This is a genomic window from Paenibacillus rubinfantis, assembly GCF_001486505.1.
GTDB lineage: Bacteria > Bacillota > Bacilli > Paenibacillales > Paenibacillaceae > Fontibacillus > Fontibacillus rubinfantis.
Window position 1 is genome coordinate 543,573 of sequence record NZ_LN909066.1, and the last position, 21,005, is coordinate 564,577.

Genomic DNA, 21,005 nt, shown 5'->3' on the forward strand with positions numbered 1-21,005 from the left:
CTGCCTATTTAGCCATTTTGTCATAAGCGTCTTGATAAATTTGTTGAAGCTCTTCAATGTTCATCTTCTTCAACGTCGATTGGAACTCTTCCCACTTGTCGAAGCTCAAAGCCCCTGCAATAAACTTGGTGCTTTGCTCTTCATAATACTTGTCGATATCGTTGCGAAGCGTATTCACCTTTTGCGCTGTTTGCTCATCAAACATCGGTGCGGCATAACGGATTTGCGGCATGTACGGCGCCAATGCTTTTTGCGCTTCCTGCACTTGAGGAGGATTAATATAGGAAGCGACGTATTCGCTGATCAGGTGAGGTGCGCCTCCCCCGGCATACGGAGTCAGCTTCGGCTGCGTCTCGGCTGTAGCAAATTCCGGCTTATAGGTTGGGATTCCGTCGACCAGCTCGTAATGCTCGCCTTCTCGCCCGAATCTCAGCAGGGTCGAACCTTCATCGCTGTAGAAATAGTCGATCCAGCGCATGGACACTTCCGGATGTTTATTAACCGAGGTGATGGCAAACGCACCTTGGTCGCGCGGAACCGGAGCCCCCTGGCTTTGCAGGCGATCGCCGTGCGGCCCTTCAAACGGCGCAATCCCCGTGTATTGATCCGCAATCGGCAGGAAATTGTTGTTGGTCTGGTCAAAGAACACTCCCGTATTTCCCGAGCCTTGTTTGGCCAAATACTGCGCTTCTGTATGGGAGAACACTTCATGATCCAGCAGGTTCTCTTGATACAGCTTGTTCAGGAACACCAACAGCTCTTTGTTGCGCTCGCTCCCCATCCAGATCTCAACCTTGTCGTCAACGATATTCACGTTGTAGCCGAATTGCTGGTCGAGCCCAAACGAACCGCTCATCGCAACAACAATTGGAAGGCCGGTGCGGGCTGTGATCGGAATTTCATCCTGCTGTCCGTTCCCGTTCGGGTCCTGATCCCGGAACGCCACAAGCACTTCGTACAGCTCCTCCAGCGTTTCCGGCACTTTCAGATTCAACTTCTCCAGCCAGGCCGTATTGATCCATCTCTTGTCCGTACGGGCCGAGTCCAACGTCACGATGCCCGGGATTGTGTAAATATGACCCTCCGGCGTGGTGATTGATGCGCGGATTTCCGGATACTCCTCCATGAGTTTGTTCAGGTTCGGCGCGTATTCTTCGATCAGATTCTCGAGTGGAATCAATTGACCGCCGGACCCGTAACGAACCGCCTCCAGAGGAGAGATCGCGGACCGGTACATAATATCCGGCAACTCGTTGGACGCAAACAACAGATTCTTCTTCTCGGCAAAACCGTCGGTTGGAGATTCGATGAACTCCATCTGGACATTGCTCATTTTCTCGTAATCCTGGAACACCGGCATGTCCTTAAACGGCCCGTTTACCGGGGCAATTCGGGTGAACATCTTCAGCTTGACCGGCTCCTGGACGATCGGGAACCCCTCTTTGCTGACCTCGGTTCCTCCGCCTCCCTCCGAAGCATTGTTCTTGGCGCCGGAGCCGGAACCGCAACCTCCCAGCACCAACGCCGCAATCAGCATCGTGCTGATCGTGGCTTTTCCCCAATGTTTTCGCATCTTCTGCATGACCTCCTTTGTGAATGGCAAAACATCGATTCTTGTAAGCGTTTACTCGGATGTGAATTCATTATAGTTGATCCGCTTCGGCTCCAAATTCCACAATTATGACCACATACTCCACTTATTTTACGGAATCAGAAACCCCCATTTTCTGCACATAGGCTTGGGGGGTCATACCGGTCCACTCCTTGAACACTTTGAAGAAGTAATTATAGGTGCTGAACCCTACCTGCACGCTTACCTGCTTAACCGAATAGCGACCGCTCTCTAACAGCTTGCAGCTGGCGTCAATCCGCACTCGGTTTACGTATTCCGAAAACGTCATCCCCGTCTCCTCTTTGAAGATTCGGCTGAGATACGAGGGATTAAGTCCGATGGCTCCCGCCGCAAGCTCCAGCGTGATATAACTCGGATACTTCTCCAGAATCAACAGGATTACTTGGGATACATGCCGCGAATGATGGCCGGCTGCACGCTCCCGCTTCAACCGGTCCAGCAGCTCCTCATAATAGGCGTAAAGCCATTGCTCCAGTCCGTCCACGCTGCCGATTCGTCCCAAATCCTCGCGGACCGAGAAGCTGTTCCTCGCCTCGCCGTCTCCGGCGAAGGGAACCCATTTGCGGGCGGCCTTCTCCCCGATGGACAGCAACTCGCGGACAATCAGCTGGACTGCTTGGGCATGGACCGGTTGTTGACGCAGGTCCTTAAATGCGGAGGCGATCACTTCCCTTACGCCTTCACGGTCTAAATTTTCCATGGAGAGTAGGAGATGCTTCTGTTCCTCAATCGTCAAGGAAACTCTGGCGGTATGCTCGCTTCCCGGCTGTCGTTGCTGAGAAACGTCAAGCGCCTGCTCGGCAGCACGGTAGCTGGACTCTAGCTTAGACAGGTTGGAGCATAAGTGGCCGATGGTATAGGTACATTTCAAATTTAAAAACATCTCCAGCGAGTGGCGCAGATGGTTCATCAGCCTTTCGGCTTCGCTAACGGCAGCTTGTTCGCTTCTCTCTTTAAACGCAAACACGGCGGCAATCCGTCCATTTTCCACATAAGTCACGGTTCGTTCCGGCGGAGCCCCCAGCGTCTGCTGCATCAGGTCGAGGGCCTGCTGCACCAGCCGGTTGGTCTGCACATCGCTGCGGGATTCCGTCAGCAACAGGAAGGAGGAGATTTGCATTGCCGCCGCAACGTAACACACCGTATCCTGAAACCATCCGCTCTCCCGGGCAACCCCCTCCAGTTCCTGATCTGCTCCGGGCTTTCCTCGCAGGATTTGCCCTAGGCGTTCCCGAAATTCCGACAGATTGCCCAGCTTCCGTCGTTGATCCTCAAGGTCCTCCTCCATTTCACGAGCGGCCTTCCTCAATACCCCCATCAGTTGCTCCGCGTCCAAACGATGCTTCAGCAAATAATCGACGGCCCCGTTCCTCAAGCAATCGCGAACATAGTCGTAGTCGTCGTAACTGCTCAACATGATCGTCTTCACGGAAGGATAACGCTCCCGGATCGTTCGATTTAACTCGATGCCGTTCATGCCCTGCATATTGACGTCCAGGATCACGATCTGAGGACGAAGCCGATCGATCATCTGGAGCGCTTTCTCGCCTTCATACGCTTCGCCGCAAAGATCAAACCCTTGGGTTCGCCAGTCCAACACGGTTCGAAGATGGTGATGCACCAAAGGTTCATCGTCAACCAACAAGACTTGATACATAACCTACTCCCCTTTATCCTGGTCTTCCGATCGAGGAAACCGAAGCTCCACTTTTGTATATAATCCTTCTTCGCTGTACAGCTTGATGCCGTAAGGTTCGCCAAACATCCGGTGAATCCGCTCATGGACATTGCGGACCCCCATGCCGCTGAACCGGGATGGGGCCCCTGCAGGGTCTCCTATCAAAGCCTCCAGCTTCTCCTTGCTCATGCCCTTGCCATTATCCATCACTTCAATTTTCAGATCCCCGTACTCCTCAAACACGCGGATCAGTACGAAACCGCCGTGCACCGACGGAGCAAAGCCATGCAGGAGCGCGTTCTCCACGATCGGTTGCAGCGTAAGCTTCAAGACCCGGCAATCCAACAACGCTTCATCCTCAATTTGAAACTCCACCGGGATCGGTTCCATGAACCTGTACTTCGCGATGGAAACATAGCTGGATACATAATCAAGCTCCTCCCGTAAGGTTAGGAATTCTCCGGAATTTCCAAGCACACCTCGCATCAGCTCGACCAATGCCCCGGATACCTCCTCGATATTAGGCACGCCATTTAGCTTCGCCAAATACTTAATCGTGTTCAGCGAATTATAGAGGAAATGCGGGCGAATCTGTGCCTGCAGTGCGGTCAACTCCGCTTCCCGCTTGGCTTTCTCGCTCCTGCGGATCCCTTCCATGAGCCGTTTCAACTCGTCCACCATGCTGATGAAGACTCGGTACAAATCGCCAATTTCATCCTTGGTGTTAATTTCCGTCCGCGGAAAATCCAAGTTCCCATCCTTGACGCGCATCATCATCGTTTTTAGACGGCGGATATGGAGGGTGGTCTGCGAAGACATTTGCAGCGAGCCAATCAGCACTATCACAAAAACGGCAACGGATACCTCCACCATCAGGTTGCGGATTTTCACCGATTCGCTAAGCAGGGAATCCAACGGGATCAGGGCACGTGTGGTCCACCCGGTAAATTCAGACTTGCGGCTGACAACGATATACCGTTTGCCGTCGATGGTTCGCTCAACGGTCCCCTCCGCATCAGACGATTCCTCGGTATCGTAAACAACCCGGGTCATTTTTTCGGAAATCGTTGACGGGGCAGAATCGGATTGAAACACAAGCTGTCTCTGCTCATCCAGCACGTACAAGATGCTGTCCGCGGTTGGCTTCACCCCATACGTCGTGCGGATGAACTCATAGTTCATATCAACCATCACAACGCCGATCGTCTCACGGTTATAACGGAGGACACGGCCAACAGCTATCGCCTCCGAGGTGTCCGACCGTTTGAAATACGCATGGCGTTCCCCTTGCTTTAGCATATAATCCATCATTTCGGTATCCAGGAACGTCCGATCGATCCAGGGACCTCCCGAGAAGAACACTTTCCCGTTCAGCCCAATCACGGCAATGCGGGAAATGTGCGGCTTGTAATCTATCAATCCGGACAGAAACTCGGTAATCCGCTTCTGCTCCTGAAACCATTCATAGCTGATTTCCTCATTGGGACTCATAATCGTATCGATCACTGTATTTTTATTAGTCGCCACCACCGTATTTAAGCGATCGATTTCTTTGAGCATGACATTCAGGGATTCGTCAGCATGACGGATGCTGTCCGATACGGAGGTGATGGCGTTCTTTTTGATCGTATCGCGCATGTTGACATACACGATGCTGGTCACCGAGACGATGGACAACAGCGTCAGCAGCACGATCGCAATAAATACTTTCCCTTGCATGCTTAATTCCGGCGAAATCCACTTGCGCAGCGCAGCCAGCGTCATAAACCCGCTCTCCTTTAACTCCGAATCTGGTCGTTCACGGAAGTAAGCGCTTACGAAAAAGAGCTATTCCCGAGAGGACCGCAAACTTGCGGCTCCATCCTTCCGCATCGCTAACGGAGGAACCTTGTAATACATTTTAAAGGCCCGGGTAAACGTGTAGAGGTTGGGATACCCCAAAGACAAGGCGATCTCCGTGACGGAAGCCTCTGTTTCAATGACCAGCCGCTGGGCCTTCTCCATTCGAATCTTTTGCAGATATTTTTGCGGGGAGATCCCGATCTGACTGGTGAACACATTAGAAAAATACGAGCGGTGCACCCCTGCAAAGGCCGCCACCTGTTGCACGGAAATGCCTTCCGTCGCATGAAGGTCCATAAACTCCATGCACTCCCGGATCCAGCCCGAGGGCTCGGAGGTCTCGGCCGTTGCCGTCTCTGGGATCAGCTCGGCCAGCAATCGGCATAGACTCCCTTGAAGCTCCAAGGAAGCCGCCGGATTCCAGCGCTCGAGGTTCGATAATTTCTCAATCGTGCCGCCCAGCCGTTCCCGCGCCTGCGAAGTCACAATCCCTCTCCCGAACGGTCTCTCCGGTGAGAGTCCTGCGAGCTTCATCAGCGACTTGACGCGGCTGCCGTCCAAGGCGAGCCAATTCATTTGCAGCGGCTGATCTGCAGCTACCGCATGATAAAAATAAGTTCGTCCAGGAAATAGACAGAACAGGTCATTGGCGTGTAATTCCACTCGTTTGTCGTCAAATTCCAAGCATACGCTTCCTTCCAATACGAAATGGAGGCTATAACACTCAATCCGCTTTGGCCCCACTTGATAATGAGGTTTAGCTATGTTTCGCCCTGCCCGTACAGGCCACAGCTGCGCTTCCTTATCCGTATATCCAGGCGTGTAATATAGAAACTCGGCATACTCATGCTCATACTCCAACATCATTACACACATCCTCCCTTCTACCTGTTTTCTCATAAAGATAACAAAATGATAAATGTAATATAACAGAACGACATTTAAAAATTCCGATTTAATCAATATTATCATAATAGGAGGGGATTAATTTTGTCTAGTAGACCTAACATTTTACTAATTACCAGCGATCAACAGCATTGGAACACCATCGGTGCGTTTCAACCCGAAATCTCCACGCCAAATTTAGACCGCCTAACCCGGGAAGGTACAACGTTTGGCCGGGCCTACTGCCCGAACCCAACCTGTACGCCAAGCCGGTCTTCGATGATCACCGGTATGTATCCCAGTCAGCACGGAGCCTGGACGCTTGGAACAAAGCTGTTAGAGGACCGTCACACTGTAGGCGAGGATTTTAAGGAAGCCGGTTATCAAACCTCATTGATCGGCAAAGCGCATTTCCAGCCTTTGAAATCCACGCCTGAGTACGACTCAAAGGAGGCTTATCCGCTTCTGCAGGATTTAAACTATTGGCGAGAGAACCATGGGCCGTTTTATGGCTTTGATCACGTTGAACTGGCGCGCAACCATACCAACGAAGCTCACGTTGGGCAACATTATGCTCTATGGCTGGAAGAACAGGGATGCACCAATTGGAGGGACTACTTCTTGCCCCCCACCGGCACGATGGACCCTACGCAAACCTACAAGTGGCCCATTCCGGAAAAATATCATTACAATACGTGGATTGCGGAACGGACAAACGCTCGTCTGGAGGAGCATCAGAAAACGGGGGATCCGTTCTTCCTATGGGCTAGCTTCTTCGATCCCCACCCGGAATACTTGGCCCCGGAGCCTTGGGATACGATGTATGATCCGGAACAGTTGACGATCCCGTCGATGACACCAGGGGAACATGATCGGAATCCGCCGCACTTTGGCTTGACCCAAGAGGAAAATCCGGATTTCTCTTCGCTGATGGAAACGGGCTTTGGCATCCATGGCTACCGCTCCCATCATTACTACGAATACGGAGCAAAGCAGCGGCTTACGGACTACGACAGGAAGAAGTTGGTCGCGGTTTATTATGGCATGATCAGTTTGATGGACAAATATATAGGACGCATCCTGGATAAGCTGGATGCCTTAGGGATGGCGGAGAACACCCTGGTCGTATTTACGACGGATCACGGCCACTTCTTTGGCCAGCACGGGTTACAGGCGAAGGGGGGATTTCATTACGAGGATTTGATTAAGCTGCCTTTCATCGTCAGGTACCCGGGTCAGGTTCCCGCCGGACGGCGTTCGGATGCGCTGCAATCCTTGGTGGATTTGGCACCGACTTTTCTCTCCTTCTGTGGCTTGCCGATTCCGCAAACGATGACCGGGATCGACCAGAAGGACGTGTGGCTTGGCCGTCGGGATCAAGCGCGGGACCATGTCATTTGCGAGTTCCGGCATGAACCCACGACGATACATCAAAAAACCTACGTCAATGAACGCTATAAAATTACCTTGTACTACAATCAGACGTATGGAGAAATATTTGATCTGAAAGAGGACCCTGAAGAGCTTCATAACTTATGGGATGAACCGGGCTGTGAACGGTTGAAGACGGAGCTTCTGCTCAAATACGCTTGGGCTGAGCTTGGCAAGGAACCGATGCCAATGCCCCGTATTCATCACGCTTAGAAGAACTGCCTAATCGAAAAAAGGTTGCTCTTAATAATAAGAGCAGCCTTTTTTTCACGTAACGAGGTAACCCAATCCTCTGAAAGCCATGGCGTCAGCTAGAGCGGATGCTTAGAATAGAACGATCCCCGCTGCTGCGGACAGCAAGATCACTGCAAAAGGATGAACCTTATATTTGCTAATCAGGAGAAGGCAGCCGCCGGTGATCAACAGCGTTCCTGCCATTGACCAGCTTTGCAGCGGATAGGTGCGCCCGCTAAACCCGAAGTGAATAGCGGCGTAAATGATCAACCCCGTTACAATCGGACGTAGCCCATAAAAGGAGGAACGAATCCAATCGTTGCCTTGCAGCCTGAGAAAACAAGCAGTCAAAACGACAACGATGAGGAGGGAGGGGAGAATGATGCCGACCGTAGCTGCAATAGCCCCCGCGATCCCCCCTTCTGCATAACCGATCAGCGTGGCTGCATTCGTGGCGATGGAGCCCGGTGCCATGCCGGCCAATGCTACGATTTCCTGAAATTCACCGGGATCAACCCAGTTCCTGGCGGCCACTTCCCGTTGAATCAGCGTTAATACCGCATATCCGCCGCCAAAGGACATCAGCCCGATTTTGACAAATACCCAAAATAACTGCCAAACCATTGAACCTGTCCTCCTTTAAATGTAGTACTCGGGGAAGTGCAGCTCCCGTTCCGGTTCGCCCTGCCCCTTCTCCGTCTGTACGGTCCAACCGCATTTTTTCTTCATATAGACGATGACGAGCCCGGCAAGCGGCCCGCCCAGGATCAAATAAAGCGAGTGAATGTCCGTTAGTAACAGCAACGTGACAGTCAATATCGTAATCACCAGCGTTGCCGTATCCAGCACCGATGACTTCCACATTTTGACGGCCGCCACCATAATCAAAGCAACAACAGCCGCATGAATACCTTTCAAAGCCGCCGCGACCTTCATGTTATCTTTAAACATCGCACTAAGTGCGCTAAGGAGAAAAACGATCAGGAACGTAGGCAACGTAATCGCGATGACGGCGGCGATGGCTCCGAGCCACCCACCTAAACGATAGCCGATAAACGCCGCCGAATTGACGGCAACGCCGCCGGGCGCGGATCCGGAAATCGACACCATGTCGCCCATTTCCTCCTTGCTCATCCAAGCTTTGCGATGAACGATTTCTTGTTCGATTGTGGCGATCATCGCATACCCTCCCCCAAACGTGGAGGGACCGATTTTCAAAAAAACCGTAAAGATTTGCCCAATCCGTTTCATCCGTTGTATAAAAGCAGCATTCATTTCAGTCTCACCCTCACTTCTCTCCTGATGTCCCTTGATCTACCTGTACTTGGATTATAACATGTTTATTTCATTTTGGATTAAAGTTATAATGAAATGTGTGATAATTTAATTAAATGGGTTCATTTCACGGAACTAGAACTCTCGTTATCGCCTAACTTTATTTCATTGTGGAATTATGTTGATTATTCGGATGAATTTAACTGGTAATCCCCGGGGGTTAACGATATACTTTACTATATCCCGACTAAATAGCTTGGAAATGGAGAGCCGTTCTTATGATCACGCATTCCAACCCTTCGATAAAGAAACAGGTATACGATCGAATCTCTTATCTCGGGACCGTTTCGAAGGCGGATTTATTAAATCATTTTCCACTCACCAGCAGCAGTATGACGCGGTTGCTGGAAGAGATGACTACCCAAGGCTTGATTGTGGTATCCGGACTGGGGCACTCCACCGGAGGCCGAAAACCGATCTTGTTCCAAACCAATCCGACCTACCGATATCTGTTTGGCTTGGAAATTTCTCGGATTTACTCTGTCCTGGGCTTGTATGACATGCATCTGAACACGTTATCCTTGACCCGCTGGAAAATGGATGCTGAGATGACGCCCCATCAATTGGTCGATAACGTTACGGTAGCAGCCAAGCAGTTTCTGCTCGAACATGGCCTCTCGCCTGAAGACGTATTAGGCATTGGCATCGGAGCCGTAGGCCCCTTGGATCAACGGCAAGGCCTCATTCTTGAACCGGAGTTATTCCCTTCCTCGGCCTGGAGGCACGTCCCGATCTGCACCATGCTCGAGGAGCGGCTGGGTTTTCCGGCGAAGCTCGATAATGGAGCCAATACCGCGCTGATCGGTGAACATTGGGCGCTTCGCTCCGAAACCATCGAGCACGCCTTATATGTCCATTCCGGCGTAAATATCCGTTCGGCCGCCATGTCCGGAGGACGTATTCTCCGCGGCGCCGCAGATACGGAAGGTGCGATCGGCCAAATGATTATCCAGGCGAATGGCCCAAGACTGCGAAATAAAGGGAACTATGGAGCGCTGGAAGCTTTCGTCTCCGTGCCCGCGCTCGAAGAAAGGGTCCGCACCCAACTGAAAATCGGACGCAGCAGTATCCTGTCCGGCATGGCGCCGGAGCTCGTTAATTTTTCCACACTGGTCGATGCCCTGAGGAAAGACGATGCGCTGGTGAAAGAGCAATTTACAGAAACCGCCGCCTACTTGGGGATTGGACTAGCCAACCTGATTAATGCGCTCCATCCCGAATACGTGATTCTAGGCGGCCCGCTCATCAGCGCCCATCCGCTCGTCTTTGACGCAACGCTCGAGATCGCCAAGAAGAATACCTATCACTATCCCGAGTACAGTCCGGTGTTTACGCAAGGCTTGCTAACGGATGAGGCCGTGGCTACCGGTGCGGCTGTGATGATGATGCAAAGTTGGAACGGAGATTAACACGAGGAGGCGTTGGTTGTATAACGCCTCTTTTTTGTGCGAGGACACTCTACTTATATCCATTTTGGTGTAAAGTAGCGGCGAATTGACGGGAGTTAATTAAGGAATTACGTGTCCGATCCCTTACTTTTTATTATTTTGACACAAACCAAATAGGGTGCTATCTTTGTGGTAAACAAGGACAGGAGGAGAAGGAATGTCGGGAGCCTGCGCAATCCAGGGGCAAGGGAACCTCGGCGTGATGTGGAAAACCGTATCGGAAGATTGCAATCTGGCTTGCGACTACTGTTACTACAGCACCTGCGGAGGGAAGCCCGGACCCAAAATCAACCGAATCGATTCGGTCTTATTAGATAAATTTATTAAAGATTACATGCAGTACAGCCAAGGCGCCGCAACGTTTGCCTGGCAAGGTGGAGAGCCGCTGTTGGCCGGTCTTGATTTCTTCCAAGAAGTCGTTTATCGTCAGGCCCTGCATGCCCCGCCGCATACGATCATCAGCAATTCTCTGCAAACCAATGCCACGTTGATTGACGATCGCTGGGCAGCCTTTTTCAAAACCTATCACTTTCTGATCGGCGTCAGCCTGGACGGGCCGAAGGAAATTCATGATTCCCGGCGGGTTAATGCCGCTGGCAAGGGAAGCTTTGATCGGGCGATGGCGGGAATTGGGCATTTGCGGAAGCATCAAGTCGATTTCAACATTTTGACAGTGATCCACAAGGGGAACGTAGATCAAGCCAAGACGTTAATGGCGTTTTATCGTGAGAACGGTTTCAATTTCGTGCAGTTTATCCCCTGTATGGATTTCCGCTCCCAGCAGGTAGACCAACCCGGCGAGTATGAAATTACGCCGCAAGAGTATGGCGACTTCCTATGCGAAATTTTCGATGAATGGTATAACGACGGTAATCCGGAAGTGTCCATCCGCTTCTTTGATAATATGCTCGGCGTTTATATGAATCGGGAAGCGGAGCATTGCGTGCATCGGGCTGCGTGCCCGACAAGCCTGGTATTAGAGCAAAATGGAGAGGCTTTTCCCTGCGATTTCTTTATTCATAAGCAATGGTCTGTAGGGAATGTCGCCAGCAGTTCCATCTCAGAGATGCTGTCCCACCCTAATTTTACGCGTTTTCACCAGATGAAACCCGCCCTGCCGGATCCGTGCCGTACCTGCGAATGGCAGCGGCTTTGCTATGGTGGATGCCCCCGCAATCGCAAATGGAACCCGGAAGACCATCAGGTAGGCCCTGATTACTTCTGCCAAAGCTATAAGCAGATTTATGCCTATGCCCATGAGCGTGTGTTGGATATAAGCCAGCGGATGCGCCGGGAGCTGTACTCTCGTCATTTGCAGCATGAGTATGGCGGCAAACCACCGGGGCGCAACGAGCCTTGTCCGTGTGGAAGCGGCAAGAAACATAAGGCGTGCTGTGCCGCCCTATAAGCGCTCATCTGCAGCTAAGTCTGGCCTCTATCCCCTCCCGCCCCCGCTGCGATACTCACTCGGCGACATCCCTGTGGATTTCTTAAACTGCCGAGAGAAGTACAACGCATCGTTAAAGCCGACGGAGGATGCGATTTGGTCGATCGTTAACGGGCCGGCCAGCAGCTCCTTCGCTTTATCGATTCGGATCTTAGTCAGATACTGCTTCGGCGACAGCCCTGTCCGGGCCTTGAAGGCGTTAAACAAATGGGCGCGGTGATAGCCGAGATTCCGGGACAACTCCTCGATGCCGATCTGTTGCGAATATTGCAGCTGGAACCAGCGAATCGCCTGCTCCACCTGCCGGTCGATTATCGCCGGCTCCTTCGCGGCGGAACGGGGCAAATGTTCTCGGTTCGCTACTCCAAACTGGTGGAACAACAGCGTCATCCATCCCACCGCCTCCAGACTCTCCAACTGCGGGTGATCGGTCCGGCGGAACGAGGAGCGAAGGCGAGCATAAAGCTTGCGTAGTTGCTCCGGTTCCCCGGAGCCTACCACCGGTTTGTCCGGCGTAATGCCGACTTCCGCCAGCTGCCGGAGGACACCGGGCCCTCGTAACGCCACCCATGCGTAATGCCACGGATGCCGGGAATCCGCCTCATACATAAACAAGCCATTCGGAAAAATCACGAAGGTATCCCCCGCGCGGCAAGGATATCCCTGTCCTTCCCAGGTATACATCCCCTTCCCTTCAAACACCGTATGCAGCAAAAAATAGTCATGCACGGACGGACCGATCCGATGGTTCGGATGAGGCCGGCCTTGCCCGCTGAACAAGACGGTCACGTCCCGCTCCCGGTCATCGGGGCTCATATACACTTCAAACAACTCATGTTCGGGATTCATCACGAATTACGGCCCCCTGAAAAGCGTTTTGGCCTGCTCTCCCTAGCGTAAGGGATAACAGACCAAAATACAACATTCCTCCATACTTGCCTTCCATTCCTCCATACCTTTCTTTCAGGTGGAGCGCTATATTGAAGAGGAAAAAGGAGGCGATTAAACATGTCCAAAATTACATTTATCGGGGCAGGAAGTACGGTTTTCGCCAAAAATGTGCTGGGCGATTGCATGCAAACTCCCGCCTTGCAGGGTTTTGAGCTGGCCTTGTTCGACATCGACCTGCAGCGGCTTAAAGATTCGGAGAACATGCTAAATCATTTGAAGCACAGCAGCGGCAGTACTTGTGTCGTGAAAGCCTACACCGACCGGAAGGAAGCGCTGAAAGGCGCGAAATATGTCATCAACGCCATCCAGGTCGGCGGGTATGATCCATGCACCATTACGGATTTCGAGATTCCCAAGAAATACGGGCTGCGCCAAACGATCGCCGATACGGTGGGGATTGGCGGGATTTTCCGCAACCTGCGGACGATTCCCGTGATGCTGGACTTCGCGGCTGATATTCGCGAAGTGTGCCCAGACGCCTTATTCCTAAATTACACCAACCCGATGGCCGTATTGACCAATGTGATGAATACTTACGGCCAGGTCCGTACCGTAGGTCTCTGCCACAGCGTGCAGGTTTGCGTTCCCGGATTGTTCGATAGTCTAGGGCTGGACTCGACAGGCGTTCAAGCGAAAATCGCCGGCATCAACCACATGGCCTGGCTGCTTGAGGTCACCCGGGACGGCGTTGACTTGTATCCGGAAATCAAACGCCTTGCGGCCGAAAAGCAACAGCAGCCGCATCATGACATGGTCCGGTTCGAAATGATGTTGAAATTCGGCTACTACATCACCGAATCGTCCGAGCATAATGCCGAATATCATCCTTATTTCATCAAGCGGAACTATCCTGAACTGATCGACCGTTTTCAAATACCGCTGGATGAATACCCGCGCCGCTGCATTGAGCAAATCTCCAATTGGGAGCGCATGCGCGAGGAGCTTGTCGGCAACCGGGAGCTGAAGCACGAGCGCTCGCACGAATACGCTTCGTATATTTTGGAAGCGATTGAAACCAACGTCCCGTTCAAAATCGGCGGCAACGTGATGAATACGGGGCTGATTCCGAACCTTCCGGCCGAAGCCTGCGTGGAAGTTCCCTGCCTTGTGGATGCCAGCGGCGTAACTCCTACCTTTGTAGGAAATCTGCCGCCGCAATGCGCCGCCTTAAACCGGACGAACATCAACACCCAACTTCTGACGATTGAAGCGGCGATCACCCGCAAGAAGGAGCATATCTATCATGCCGCCATGCTGGATCCCCACACCTCCGCCGAACTGTCCATCGACGATATCATCGCCATGTGCGATGACTTGATTGAAGCACACGGGGATTGGCTGCCAGCCTATCACTAGACGGCAACGCCCTGTTATTTGACCGACCCGATCATCCCGGCCACAAAATGCTTCTGCATCATGAAGAAAACGATAGCCGTCGGGAGCGTCGAAATGACGATCGCCAGCATGATCAGCCCGTAGTCCGGCGAATAGCTGGAGCCCAACGTGGAGATCAGCAAAGGCACCGTTTGTTTCTGCGGCGTTTGCAGCACGATCAGCGGCCACATGTAGTTGTTCCAACTGCTCATAAACGTGATGATTGCTGCCGCCGCGTACGTCGTTTTCATCGTAGGCACGTAGACGCGAAAGAACATCCCCAGCTCGGATAAACCGTCGATCCGGCCCGCTTCCAGCAGCTCCTTCGGGAACATTTTGGTGCTCTGCCGGAAGAAGAAGATCAGAAACGCCGTCGTCATTGTCGGCAGCACGACCGCGGCCAGTGTATCGATGCCGATCAGGGGCACCAGGTTGGTGATCCGCCCGAACATACGGTAGAGCGGCACCATCAACGCCGCAAACGGCAGCATCATCGACAGCAACAGCACGTTAAATACGACGTCCTTCGCCTTGCTGCGGTAAATCTCGAAGCCGTATCCGGCCAGCGAAGCGATCAGCAAGGCGAGCAGCGTCGTGGAGACCGAGACGGTCAGCGAGTTCTTCAGTGCATTCAGCATATCGACGGAATCCAGCAGGCTGCGCAGGTTCGCCATAAAATGGGAGCCTGGCAACAGCTTGCCTCTGGTGACATCGACCGACGGGTTTGTGGAGCTCACGAGGATCCATAGAAACGGAAAAATCGAAACAAACGCCGCCACCGCAAGAAATACGTACATGGAAATCCGTTTGGCCCTAAGCATCGCGATCACCTGCCACTTTAAACTGGAGGATGGATAAGAGGATGATCATGACCACGATGGAATACGACACCGTTGCCGCATACCCGAAATTCGCCGAATATTTAAACGATAAATTATAAATGTATTGCGAGATTGTGGAGCTGGCATTCCCGGGTCCACCCTGCGTAATGTTCATGACCTCGTCAAACAGTTGCAGCGTGCCGATTGTCGAGGTAATCGAGGTGAACAGAATGATCGGCTTCAAGAGCGGAATCGTGATCCGAAAAAACTGCTTTACCGCCGAAGCCCCATCGATGCGGGCCGCTTCGTAGATCGACGGCTCGATATTTTGAATCCCCGACAGGTAAAAGATCATGTTGTACCCTGTCCACCGCCAGGTAATCGCGATAATAATCGTCACCTTTGCCCACAACGGATCCGTAATCCACGGGATCGGTTCGGAGATCAGGTGCAGATGCAGCAGGAGCAGGTTAACCAGTCCATCGCCCGCAAACAGGTATTTAAAAATAACCGAATAGGCGACCAGCGACGTGATACAGGGTAGGAAAATCGCCGTACGGAAAAAGCCCTTCCACTTCAAAGTCCGATCGTTTAGCACGACCGACAGCACCAGCGCCAGCAGCACCATGATCGGCACCTGCACGATCAGGTAAATAAACGTATTTTTGACCGCCGTCAGGAACATGGAGTCCGTAAACAACCGCCGGTAGTTCCCGAGCCCGTTAAAGGTCAGGTTCGAACCCGTTCCGGTTTGCAGCGACAGGAGCAGAGCTTGGATCATCGGGTAAAAATAAAACACCGCGATCATCAGCACGGCGACCATGACAAACGACCAGCCGACAAGGGAAGTTTTCCAGCGTAAGCGTAACGCAGGCCCGGATGCTCTCATCGATTTCATCTCCTTCTCTTTGTAGTAGCAAGCCGCCTGGAACCGAAAAACCTTGAACTGGGAACAGCCCAAGGTTATCGTCGGTTCATTCCGTTATGCTTATTGCAGCTGGGATTCGGCTTGAGCCTGGGCATCGCGGATGACGCTGTCCACGTCTTTGCCGTTTAAGTAGTTCTGGATTTCAATGGCCAGAATGTCATCGATTGCGTAGGTATGCAGGCCGTAATTAACCTTGGGCACCTCTTCGGTCCATTTCGCGAAATCGGCGTAAATCTTCTGACCGCCAAAGAACTCGTCGGCTTTATCATAAGCCGCTCCGCTGGATGCAGCCTTCAGCGAACCAATCGCACCGATTTTCTCCAACAACAGGGAATATAACTCGCTATCAGAGCCAAAAGTCTCGGCCAGGAAATTAGCAGCCGCGTCCTGACCATCCATATTCATCACATACCATGAGCTGCCGCCCAGGTTGGAGGCGTTCACCGATGAAGCGCTATTCGCCAGCTTCGGCGTTGGCACGACCGCCCATTTACCGGATTGGGTAGCCTCCGCTTTGACGGACGGCGTAATCCAGTTGCCGGTTGGGACCGACGCAACGTCCCCGTTATTAAACGCCGCCAAGAATTGGCTCCAGTCCGAATTCAATTTCACGATATTCGCGTCGAACATCGCTTTATACGTTTCCAGCGCTTCCTTAATCACCGGATTATCCGCCAGATTTGGCGTCTTCCCGTCTTCCTTCAAGTACCACGTTCCTGCCGACTGCGCCATCACGCGGATCAGCCCGATATCATTGGGATCCTGGGTCAGCATATCCTTGCCCGTGACTTCCTTAACTTTCTTACCGATCTCGATGTACTTGCTCCAGTCAATATTCGTCACATCATCTACGGTATATCCCGCTTGCTCCAGGTAATCCGTTCGCACGTAAAGCGCCGTAGCCCCGGAATCGAACGGAACGCCGTATTGCTTCCCGTTATAACTCGTTGGTCCGATCTTGTACTCTGCAAAATCCTCCGGTTTGATGAGATCGGACATATCGCGGAACGAATCGGGATAAGCCTGCAAGAAATTTTGCGCCCGATAATCTTCGATCAGTACGATGTTCGGCAATCCTTTGGTCGTCCCTGAGTTGAGCCCGGTGTTCAGCTTCTGGACGATGTCGTCCTGCGCGTATTCGACGATGTTCACTTTGACGTCGGTATGCTTCGCTTCATATCTTTCTTTGGCCAGATTTAATGCGGCGATATTAAAGTTCGGATCCCAGGCCCAAACGGTGATCTCCTGGGCGCCTTTCGAGCCGTCCCCGCCGTTACCTGCAGTCGAACCCGCCGTGTCCCCCGCACTCCCCGAATTGCCGGAATTGCCTGCGGTTCCGGAACCCCCGGAACAAGCGGACACCACCAGCATCAGTACTAAACTGAGCATCAACAGCATCAAGCTTTTTCTCATTTCGGTTCATCCCCCTATTTTCGTGATCGGCAGCGCCTTTCCAAGAAAGCGCTTCCTTTTATCGTTTTTAGGATAGCATTGCGGCGGAATCGGCCGTTAGGAATATCTTTGTACGGTTTGGTGGTTTTCTTGTCCCTATCGGGAATGCGCTTTCGCGAAACTGGTTGATTCTTTAGAAAATAGAAAAATCTTTAGACGGCATCCCCCGCAGCCTCCACATTCTCAATCAGCGGAAGCACGATGCGAATCTGCGTTCCTTCCCCTGTTACGCTGGTAATCCGCACGCCGTAGGACTCTCCGTAAAGCAGCTTGATCCGGTGATTAACGTTTTGAATGCCGATGCCGGTAAACAGCTTCCGGCTTTTCGGATGATCCGGCACCCACTCGTTGGGATCCAGCTCCATACCATCCCCGTTGTCCGCTACCTCGCAAACCAACGAATGCTCCGTTCTCGAGATTAGAATGTAGATCGTCCCTTCGGTTTTCACATTAAACGCATGAAAAAAGGCGTTTTCGATAAACGGCTGCAGCATCAGCTTCGGCACCTCGCAGCGGATGCAGTCGGGCGCTATGAAGTAGCTCACCTTAATCCGGTCGCCGTAACGGACATGATTGATAAACACGTAGTTTTTTAAATTCTCGAGCTCCTGCTCGATCGTAATCGTTTCATTGGCGTTGCTGATCGTATTTTGCAGCAGGGAAATCAAGGCATTAATCGTCTCGGCCGCGGTCTCCTTGCTGCCCTTCTGAACCAGCAGCTTGATCGAAGCCAAGGTATTATACAGAAAATGCGGATTGATCTGTCGCTGCAATGCGGCGAGTTCGGCGTCCCGCTGCTCCTTCTGCGTCTCCAGCAGCCGCTGCACGTAATCGTTCAGCTCATCCAGCATGTAGTTAAAGGCTTTGCTGAGCTCCCTCACCTCATAGCTGCCGCTGACGGATATGTAATTGCGGAAATCCTTCTTGGTGATGGTCGACATCAACCGGACCAAACGCGTTAACGACAGGGTCAGCCGGCGTGAGATCACGAACACGACCAAGAGCGCTGCTCCAATGATCGCTAGGCAGATTAACGCGACCTGGCGAATGTTCATGATTTGCCCGGCGGTGTACTGACGGTCGATCAAATTCACAAGATAGAAGCGATAGGGCGGAAGCTCATTCGCCAGGATGATCGCATCTTTGCCAAACACCGTACCGTTTAAGTAATCTAACTGATCTTGCTTAAGCGTCTCGACATCGCGCAGCAGCTCCGGCGACTTGCCGCCGATCAACTCCGTACGGTTGCTGGAGACGACGACACCCGCCGGGTCAAGCACCAGCACATCGTTGCCGCTGCTTGTGAAGTTGCCAAAGAACCGGCGGAACTCCGTTTCCCGAATTGCGATATACAACATCCCGTAACTAAGCCCGCCCGTCCGGTCGACCAGCGCCTTGGAGGCAACGATAAACCGCTCCTTGCCCGCTTTCCCGTCCCGCTCGTCATATTGATACAACACGCGTAGCGGCTCCGCTGCGGTGTGGCGGGTTAAGGGATCGTCGGCCAACTCCTGCGGCGATACGGGCCAATAGCTCGGGTCGGTGGAGTAGCTTCGCCCGTTCACCCCGATAATCGTAAGCGCCACGTCGTAGGCCCCTAGATTGGAGGCGATTTGCCCCATCTGCTCCGCCATGCGGTAATAGACCTTTGACATCGCCACCGAATTCGTGTCCCCGCCGGTGAGATACGTCTTAACCGAGCCGCTTTGCGAGGCATAAGTGACGGCATTGACGACGGAGTCGTTAAACGACTCCATTCCGGTGTTGATCTGATTCAGCACCTTGCCGTTGGTGATGCTGAATGTCTCGGCGAACAACCGCTCCGCCATGCGGATCGTAATCAGCGAGGTGAGCAGGCACACCGCGACGATGCTCACCGTCATCACGACGAACAACTTGGAGATCAGGCGGCTGCGGCGAAATTTTTCAATCAGCTTCATCCGTCATCCCCTCTTGGCGAGCTGCTGCCGGCGGAATTCCCGCGGCGACAACCCCGTTTGTTTTTTGAACACTTTGGTAAAATAACTTGGATCCGAATACCCCACGCGGCTGCCAATCTCCGAAATCGACAACCCATCCGAACACAGAAGCTCCATCGCTTTGGTAATCCGAATCCGATTCAAATATTCGCTGAACCCCTCATCGTTATGGGTGGAAAAATAGCTCGACAGATACGACGGATTAAAGTGGAAATGCCGGCTAAGCGAGCTTAACGTAAGCGGCTCGCCATAGTGCTCATCGATATAGTCGAGCAGCAGCTTCATGTTGCCGTCGCCGGGCAGCGGTACGCGCGCCGCGATCAGCGGTTCCACTTCATCCAGAAACGCGTGGAACACCTGTAAAGCCCCGGTCGCATCCCGCGCTTCATCAATCGCTTTAAAGTACGCGTATTTTAATCCGTCCAGCTCCTTCGCTTCCCGGTGGAGCTCCAAAGCGGCAAGGGTGACATGAAACACGGCATTCCCCAGGAACGATTTGAATTCGAAAGGCGTTTGTAAGTAATTGCCGGCCGCTACGGCGGCGAGCTCCTTTAACCTCGCGAATACGTTCTCCGCCTGTCCTCGCTTGATTCCGGAGAGTAGCTCCTTCATATCGAACACAGGAAGCGCGGTCACCGGAGGCAACACATTCGCCTGCAATACGATCTTCCCGGGAAAATAAAACCGGAAGCCCAACAGCTTCTGCCAGTCGTCCCGATACGCTTTCCCCAAGCCGCTCAGCTCTGCAAACTCGCCTCCGATCGCCCAGGTCGTTTCCGGCATCGCCTCCGCTTTGAGCCGAGCGTACCCGCAAACCGCGTCGATCAGCTCCGCTTGATGTGAACCGGGATAATTCAGCAGAATCAGCAGTTGCCTCCCCCCGGTATAGATGGGATGTGACCTTACCTGAAAAGGCAACTCATGCAACTGGCTCTCCAATCCGCCCGCAAGCCCTGCGAGAACCCCCTCCGGCTCTCCGGCAATCGGGCCGACATCCGTGCCGGTCAACAGGAACCGATCGTAAGGGAAAGCCGACGCCAGCTGTTCATCCCCTTCCTCCGGCTCGTATCCGTCGATCAGCCTCTCCAGCAGACGATCTAGCGGCAGGCTTCCACGCTCAGCTTCCTGGAGCGAAAGCCCGGGGATTTTGCGGGCGGTTCTTTGCAGCACCTGCAGAAGCTCCTCCGTCTCCAGCTTCGGTTTCAGGATGTAATCCGCCACACCGCTTTGGAACGTGGACCGAACATACTCGAATTCCCCAAAGCTGCTGAGCACAATCACCTCGACCTGCGGATACCGGGCTTTCAGCACACGGGTGAACTCCTCCCCGTCCATCACCGGCATGACGATATCCGTAATCACGATATGAGGCGACAGCTGCTCCACCAGCCTTAGCGCCTCTTGGCCGTTAGCCGCCTCGCCGACGATTCGAAATCCCTGCTGCTCCCAATCCAAATGGTGCTTAATCCCCTGCCGCACCAATAGCTCATCGTCAACAATCAAGATCCGGCAAACCTCTCTCATGTCCTTCCCCTCCGCATTTAACCATTCCAGCTCGTTATGACAG

At 52.8% G+C, this 21,005-nt stretch carries 16 protein-coding genes; 4 read left to right on the forward strand and 12 right to left on the reverse strand.

Annotated elements, in window-relative coordinates:
- Window positions 1–4 precede the first annotated feature (4 nt).
- The 4 genes from BN3277_RS20020 to BN3277_RS20035 all read right to left on the reverse strand — a co-directional run bounded on the left by BN3277_RS20020 (window position 5) and on the right by BN3277_RS20035 (window position 6,020).
- On the reverse strand, window positions 5–1,573 hold the full coding sequence (locus BN3277_RS20020) for an extracellular solute-binding protein (RefSeq protein ID WP_059045768.1): 1,569 nt from the start codon (window positions 1,571–1,573) through the stop codon (window positions 5–7).
- A gap of 124 nt (window positions 1,574–1,697) precedes the next feature.
- Window positions 1,698–3,290, reverse strand: a complete 1,593-nt coding sequence (locus tag BN3277_RS20025; RefSeq protein WP_059045770.1) for a response regulator transcription factor — start codon at window positions 3,288–3,290, stop codon at window positions 1,698–1,700.
- 3 nt (window positions 3,291–3,293) lie between these two features.
- The gene (locus BN3277_RS20030) at window positions 3,294–5,075 is read right to left on the reverse strand and encodes a sensor histidine kinase (protein ID WP_059045771.1); all 1,782 of its coding nucleotides are present in this window, start codon (window positions 5,073–5,075) and stop codon (window positions 3,294–3,296) included.
- 63 nt (window positions 5,076–5,138) lie between these two features.
- Window positions 5,139–6,020, reverse strand: a complete 882-nt coding sequence (locus tag BN3277_RS20035; RefSeq protein ID WP_316244815.1) for an AraC family transcriptional regulator — start codon at window positions 6,018–6,020, stop codon at window positions 5,139–5,141.
- Between the two features lie 123 nt (window positions 6,021–6,143).
- Here BN3277_RS20035 and BN3277_RS20040 point away from each other — a divergent pair, with 123 nt between their 5' ends.
- Window positions 6,144–7,682 carry a sulfatase family protein gene (locus BN3277_RS20040; RefSeq protein ID WP_059045774.1) on the forward strand — a complete coding sequence of 513 codons (1,539 nt, stop codon included), beginning with the start codon at window positions 6,144–6,146 and terminating at the stop codon, window positions 7,680–7,682.
- A gap of 111 nt (window positions 7,683–7,793) precedes the next feature.
- On the opposite strand, the gene BN3277_RS20045 is transcribed toward BN3277_RS20040, so the two are convergent.
- Together BN3277_RS20045 and BN3277_RS20050 are read right to left on the reverse strand one after the other, a co-directional pair.
- Window positions 7,794–8,327 carry a chromate transporter gene (locus tag BN3277_RS20045; RefSeq protein WP_059045776.1) on the reverse strand — a complete coding sequence of 178 codons (534 nt, stop codon included), beginning with the start codon at window positions 8,325–8,327 and terminating at the stop codon, window positions 7,794–7,796.
- A 15-nt stretch (window positions 8,328–8,342) separates the two neighbouring features.
- The gene (locus BN3277_RS20050) at window positions 8,343–8,978 is read right to left on the reverse strand and encodes a chromate transporter (RefSeq protein WP_059045778.1); all 636 of its coding nucleotides are present in this window, start codon (window positions 8,976–8,978) and stop codon (window positions 8,343–8,345) included.
- A gap of 278 nt (window positions 8,979–9,256) precedes the next feature.
- Between BN3277_RS20050 and BN3277_RS20055 the strand changes: the two genes are divergently transcribed.
- Together BN3277_RS20055 and BN3277_RS20060 are read left to right on the forward strand one after the other, a co-directional pair.
- A complete protein-coding gene (locus BN3277_RS20055; protein WP_059045780.1) occupies window positions 9,257–10,447 on the forward strand; it encodes an ROK family protein in 1,191 nt (396 codons plus the stop codon).
- A 196-nt stretch (window positions 10,448–10,643) separates the two neighbouring features.
- Window positions 10,644–11,894 carry an anaerobic sulfatase maturase gene (locus tag BN3277_RS20060; protein WP_059045782.1) on the forward strand — a complete coding sequence of 417 codons (1,251 nt, stop codon included), beginning with the start codon at window positions 10,644–10,646 and terminating at the stop codon, window positions 11,892–11,894.
- A gap of 27 nt (window positions 11,895–11,921) precedes the next feature.
- Here the strand turns inward: BN3277_RS20060 and BN3277_RS20065 are convergent, their stop codons facing one another.
- Window positions 11,922–12,782, reverse strand: coding sequence for a helix-turn-helix domain-containing protein (locus BN3277_RS20065; protein ID WP_059045784.1), 861 nt, complete (start codon window positions 12,780–12,782; stop codon window positions 11,922–11,924).
- Window positions 12,783–12,941: 159 nt separating this feature from the next.
- Between BN3277_RS20065 and melA the strand changes: the two genes are divergently transcribed.
- A complete protein-coding gene (melA, locus tag BN3277_RS20070; protein WP_059045786.1) occupies window positions 12,942–14,240 on the forward strand; it encodes an alpha-glucosidase/alpha-galactosidase in 1,299 nt (432 codons plus the stop codon).
- Window positions 14,241–14,254: 14 nt separating this feature from the next.
- On the opposite strand, the gene BN3277_RS20075 is transcribed toward melA, so the two are convergent.
- The 5 genes from BN3277_RS20075 to BN3277_RS20095 all read right to left on the reverse strand — a co-directional run bounded on the left by BN3277_RS20075 (window position 14,255) and on the right by BN3277_RS20095 (window position 20,962).
- On the reverse strand, window positions 14,255–15,079 hold the full coding sequence (locus BN3277_RS20075) for a carbohydrate ABC transporter permease (RefSeq protein ID WP_059045787.1): 825 nt from the start codon (window positions 15,077–15,079) through the stop codon (window positions 14,255–14,257).
- A complete protein-coding gene (locus BN3277_RS20080) occupies window positions 15,072–15,968 on the reverse strand; it encodes a carbohydrate ABC transporter permease (protein ID WP_059045789.1) in 897 nt (298 codons plus the stop codon). Before BN3277_RS20080 ends, BN3277_RS20075 begins: the two co-directional genes overlap by 8 nt.
- A gap of 99 nt (window positions 15,969–16,067) precedes the next feature.
- Window positions 16,068–17,420 (reverse strand): ABC transporter substrate-binding protein, encoded by a 1,353-nt coding sequence (locus tag BN3277_RS20085; RefSeq protein WP_059045791.1) that lies wholly within the window; start codon window positions 17,418–17,420, stop codon window positions 16,068–16,070.
- Between the two features lie 191 nt (window positions 17,421–17,611).
- The gene (locus BN3277_RS20090; RefSeq protein WP_059045794.1) at window positions 17,612–19,399 is read right to left on the reverse strand and encodes a sensor histidine kinase; all 1,788 of its coding nucleotides are present in this window, start codon (window positions 19,397–19,399) and stop codon (window positions 17,612–17,614) included.
- Between the two features lie 3 nt (window positions 19,400–19,402).
- The gene (locus BN3277_RS20095) at window positions 19,403–20,962 is read right to left on the reverse strand and encodes a response regulator transcription factor (protein WP_059045795.1); all 1,560 of its coding nucleotides are present in this window, start codon (window positions 20,960–20,962) and stop codon (window positions 19,403–19,405) included.
- Between the last annotated feature and the right edge of the window lie 43 nt (window positions 20,963–21,005).

Coding starts and splice junctions, on each gene's coding strand:
- BN3277_RS20020 (WP_059045768.1), bottom strand. CDS start 1,573: ATGCGAAAACATTGGGGAAAAGCCACGATCAGCACGATGCTGATTGCG.
- BN3277_RS20025 (WP_059045770.1), bottom strand. CDS start 3,290: ATGTATCAAGTCTTGTTGGTTGACGATGAACCTTTGGTGCATCACCAT.
- BN3277_RS20030 (WP_059045771.1), bottom strand. CDS start 5,075: ATGACGCTGGCTGCGCTGCGCAAGTGGATTTCGCCGGAATTAAGCATG.
- BN3277_RS20035 (WP_316244815.1), bottom strand. CDS start 6,020: ATGATGTTGGAGTATGAGCATGAGTATGCCGAGTTTCTATATTACACG.
- BN3277_RS20045 (WP_059045776.1), bottom strand. CDS start 8,327: ATGGTTTGGCAGTTATTTTGGGTATTTGTCAAAATCGGGCTGATGTCC.
- BN3277_RS20050 (WP_059045778.1), bottom strand. CDS start 8,978: ATGAATGCTGCTTTTATACAACGGATGAAACGGATTGGGCAAATCTTT.
- BN3277_RS20055 (WP_059045780.1), top strand. CDS start 9,257: ATGATCACGCATTCCAACCCTTCGATAAAGAAACAGGTATACGATCGA.
- BN3277_RS20060 (WP_059045782.1), top strand. CDS start 10,644: ATGTCGGGAGCCTGCGCAATCCAGGGGCAAGGGAACCTCGGCGTGATG.
- BN3277_RS20065 (WP_059045784.1), bottom strand. CDS start 12,782: ATGAATCCCGAACATGAGTTGTTTGAAGTGTATATGAGCCCCGATGAC.
- melA (WP_059045786.1), top strand. CDS start 12,942: ATGTCCAAAATTACATTTATCGGGGCAGGAAGTACGGTTTTCGCCAAA.
- BN3277_RS20075 (WP_059045787.1), bottom strand. CDS start 15,079: ATGCTTAGGGCCAAACGGATTTCCATGTACGTATTTCTTGCGGTGGCG.
- BN3277_RS20080 (WP_059045789.1), bottom strand. CDS start 15,968: ATGAGAGCATCCGGGCCTGCGTTACGCTTACGCTGGAAAACTTCCCTT.
- BN3277_RS20085 (WP_059045791.1), bottom strand. CDS start 17,420: ATGAGAAAAAGCTTGATGCTGTTGATGCTCAGTTTAGTACTGATGCTG.
- BN3277_RS20090 (WP_059045794.1), bottom strand. CDS start 19,399: ATGAAGCTGATTGAAAAATTTCGCCGCAGCCGCCTGATCTCCAAGTTG.
- BN3277_RS20095 (WP_059045795.1), bottom strand. CDS start 20,962: ATGAGAGAGGTTTGCCGGATCTTGATTGTTGACGATGAGCTATTGGTG.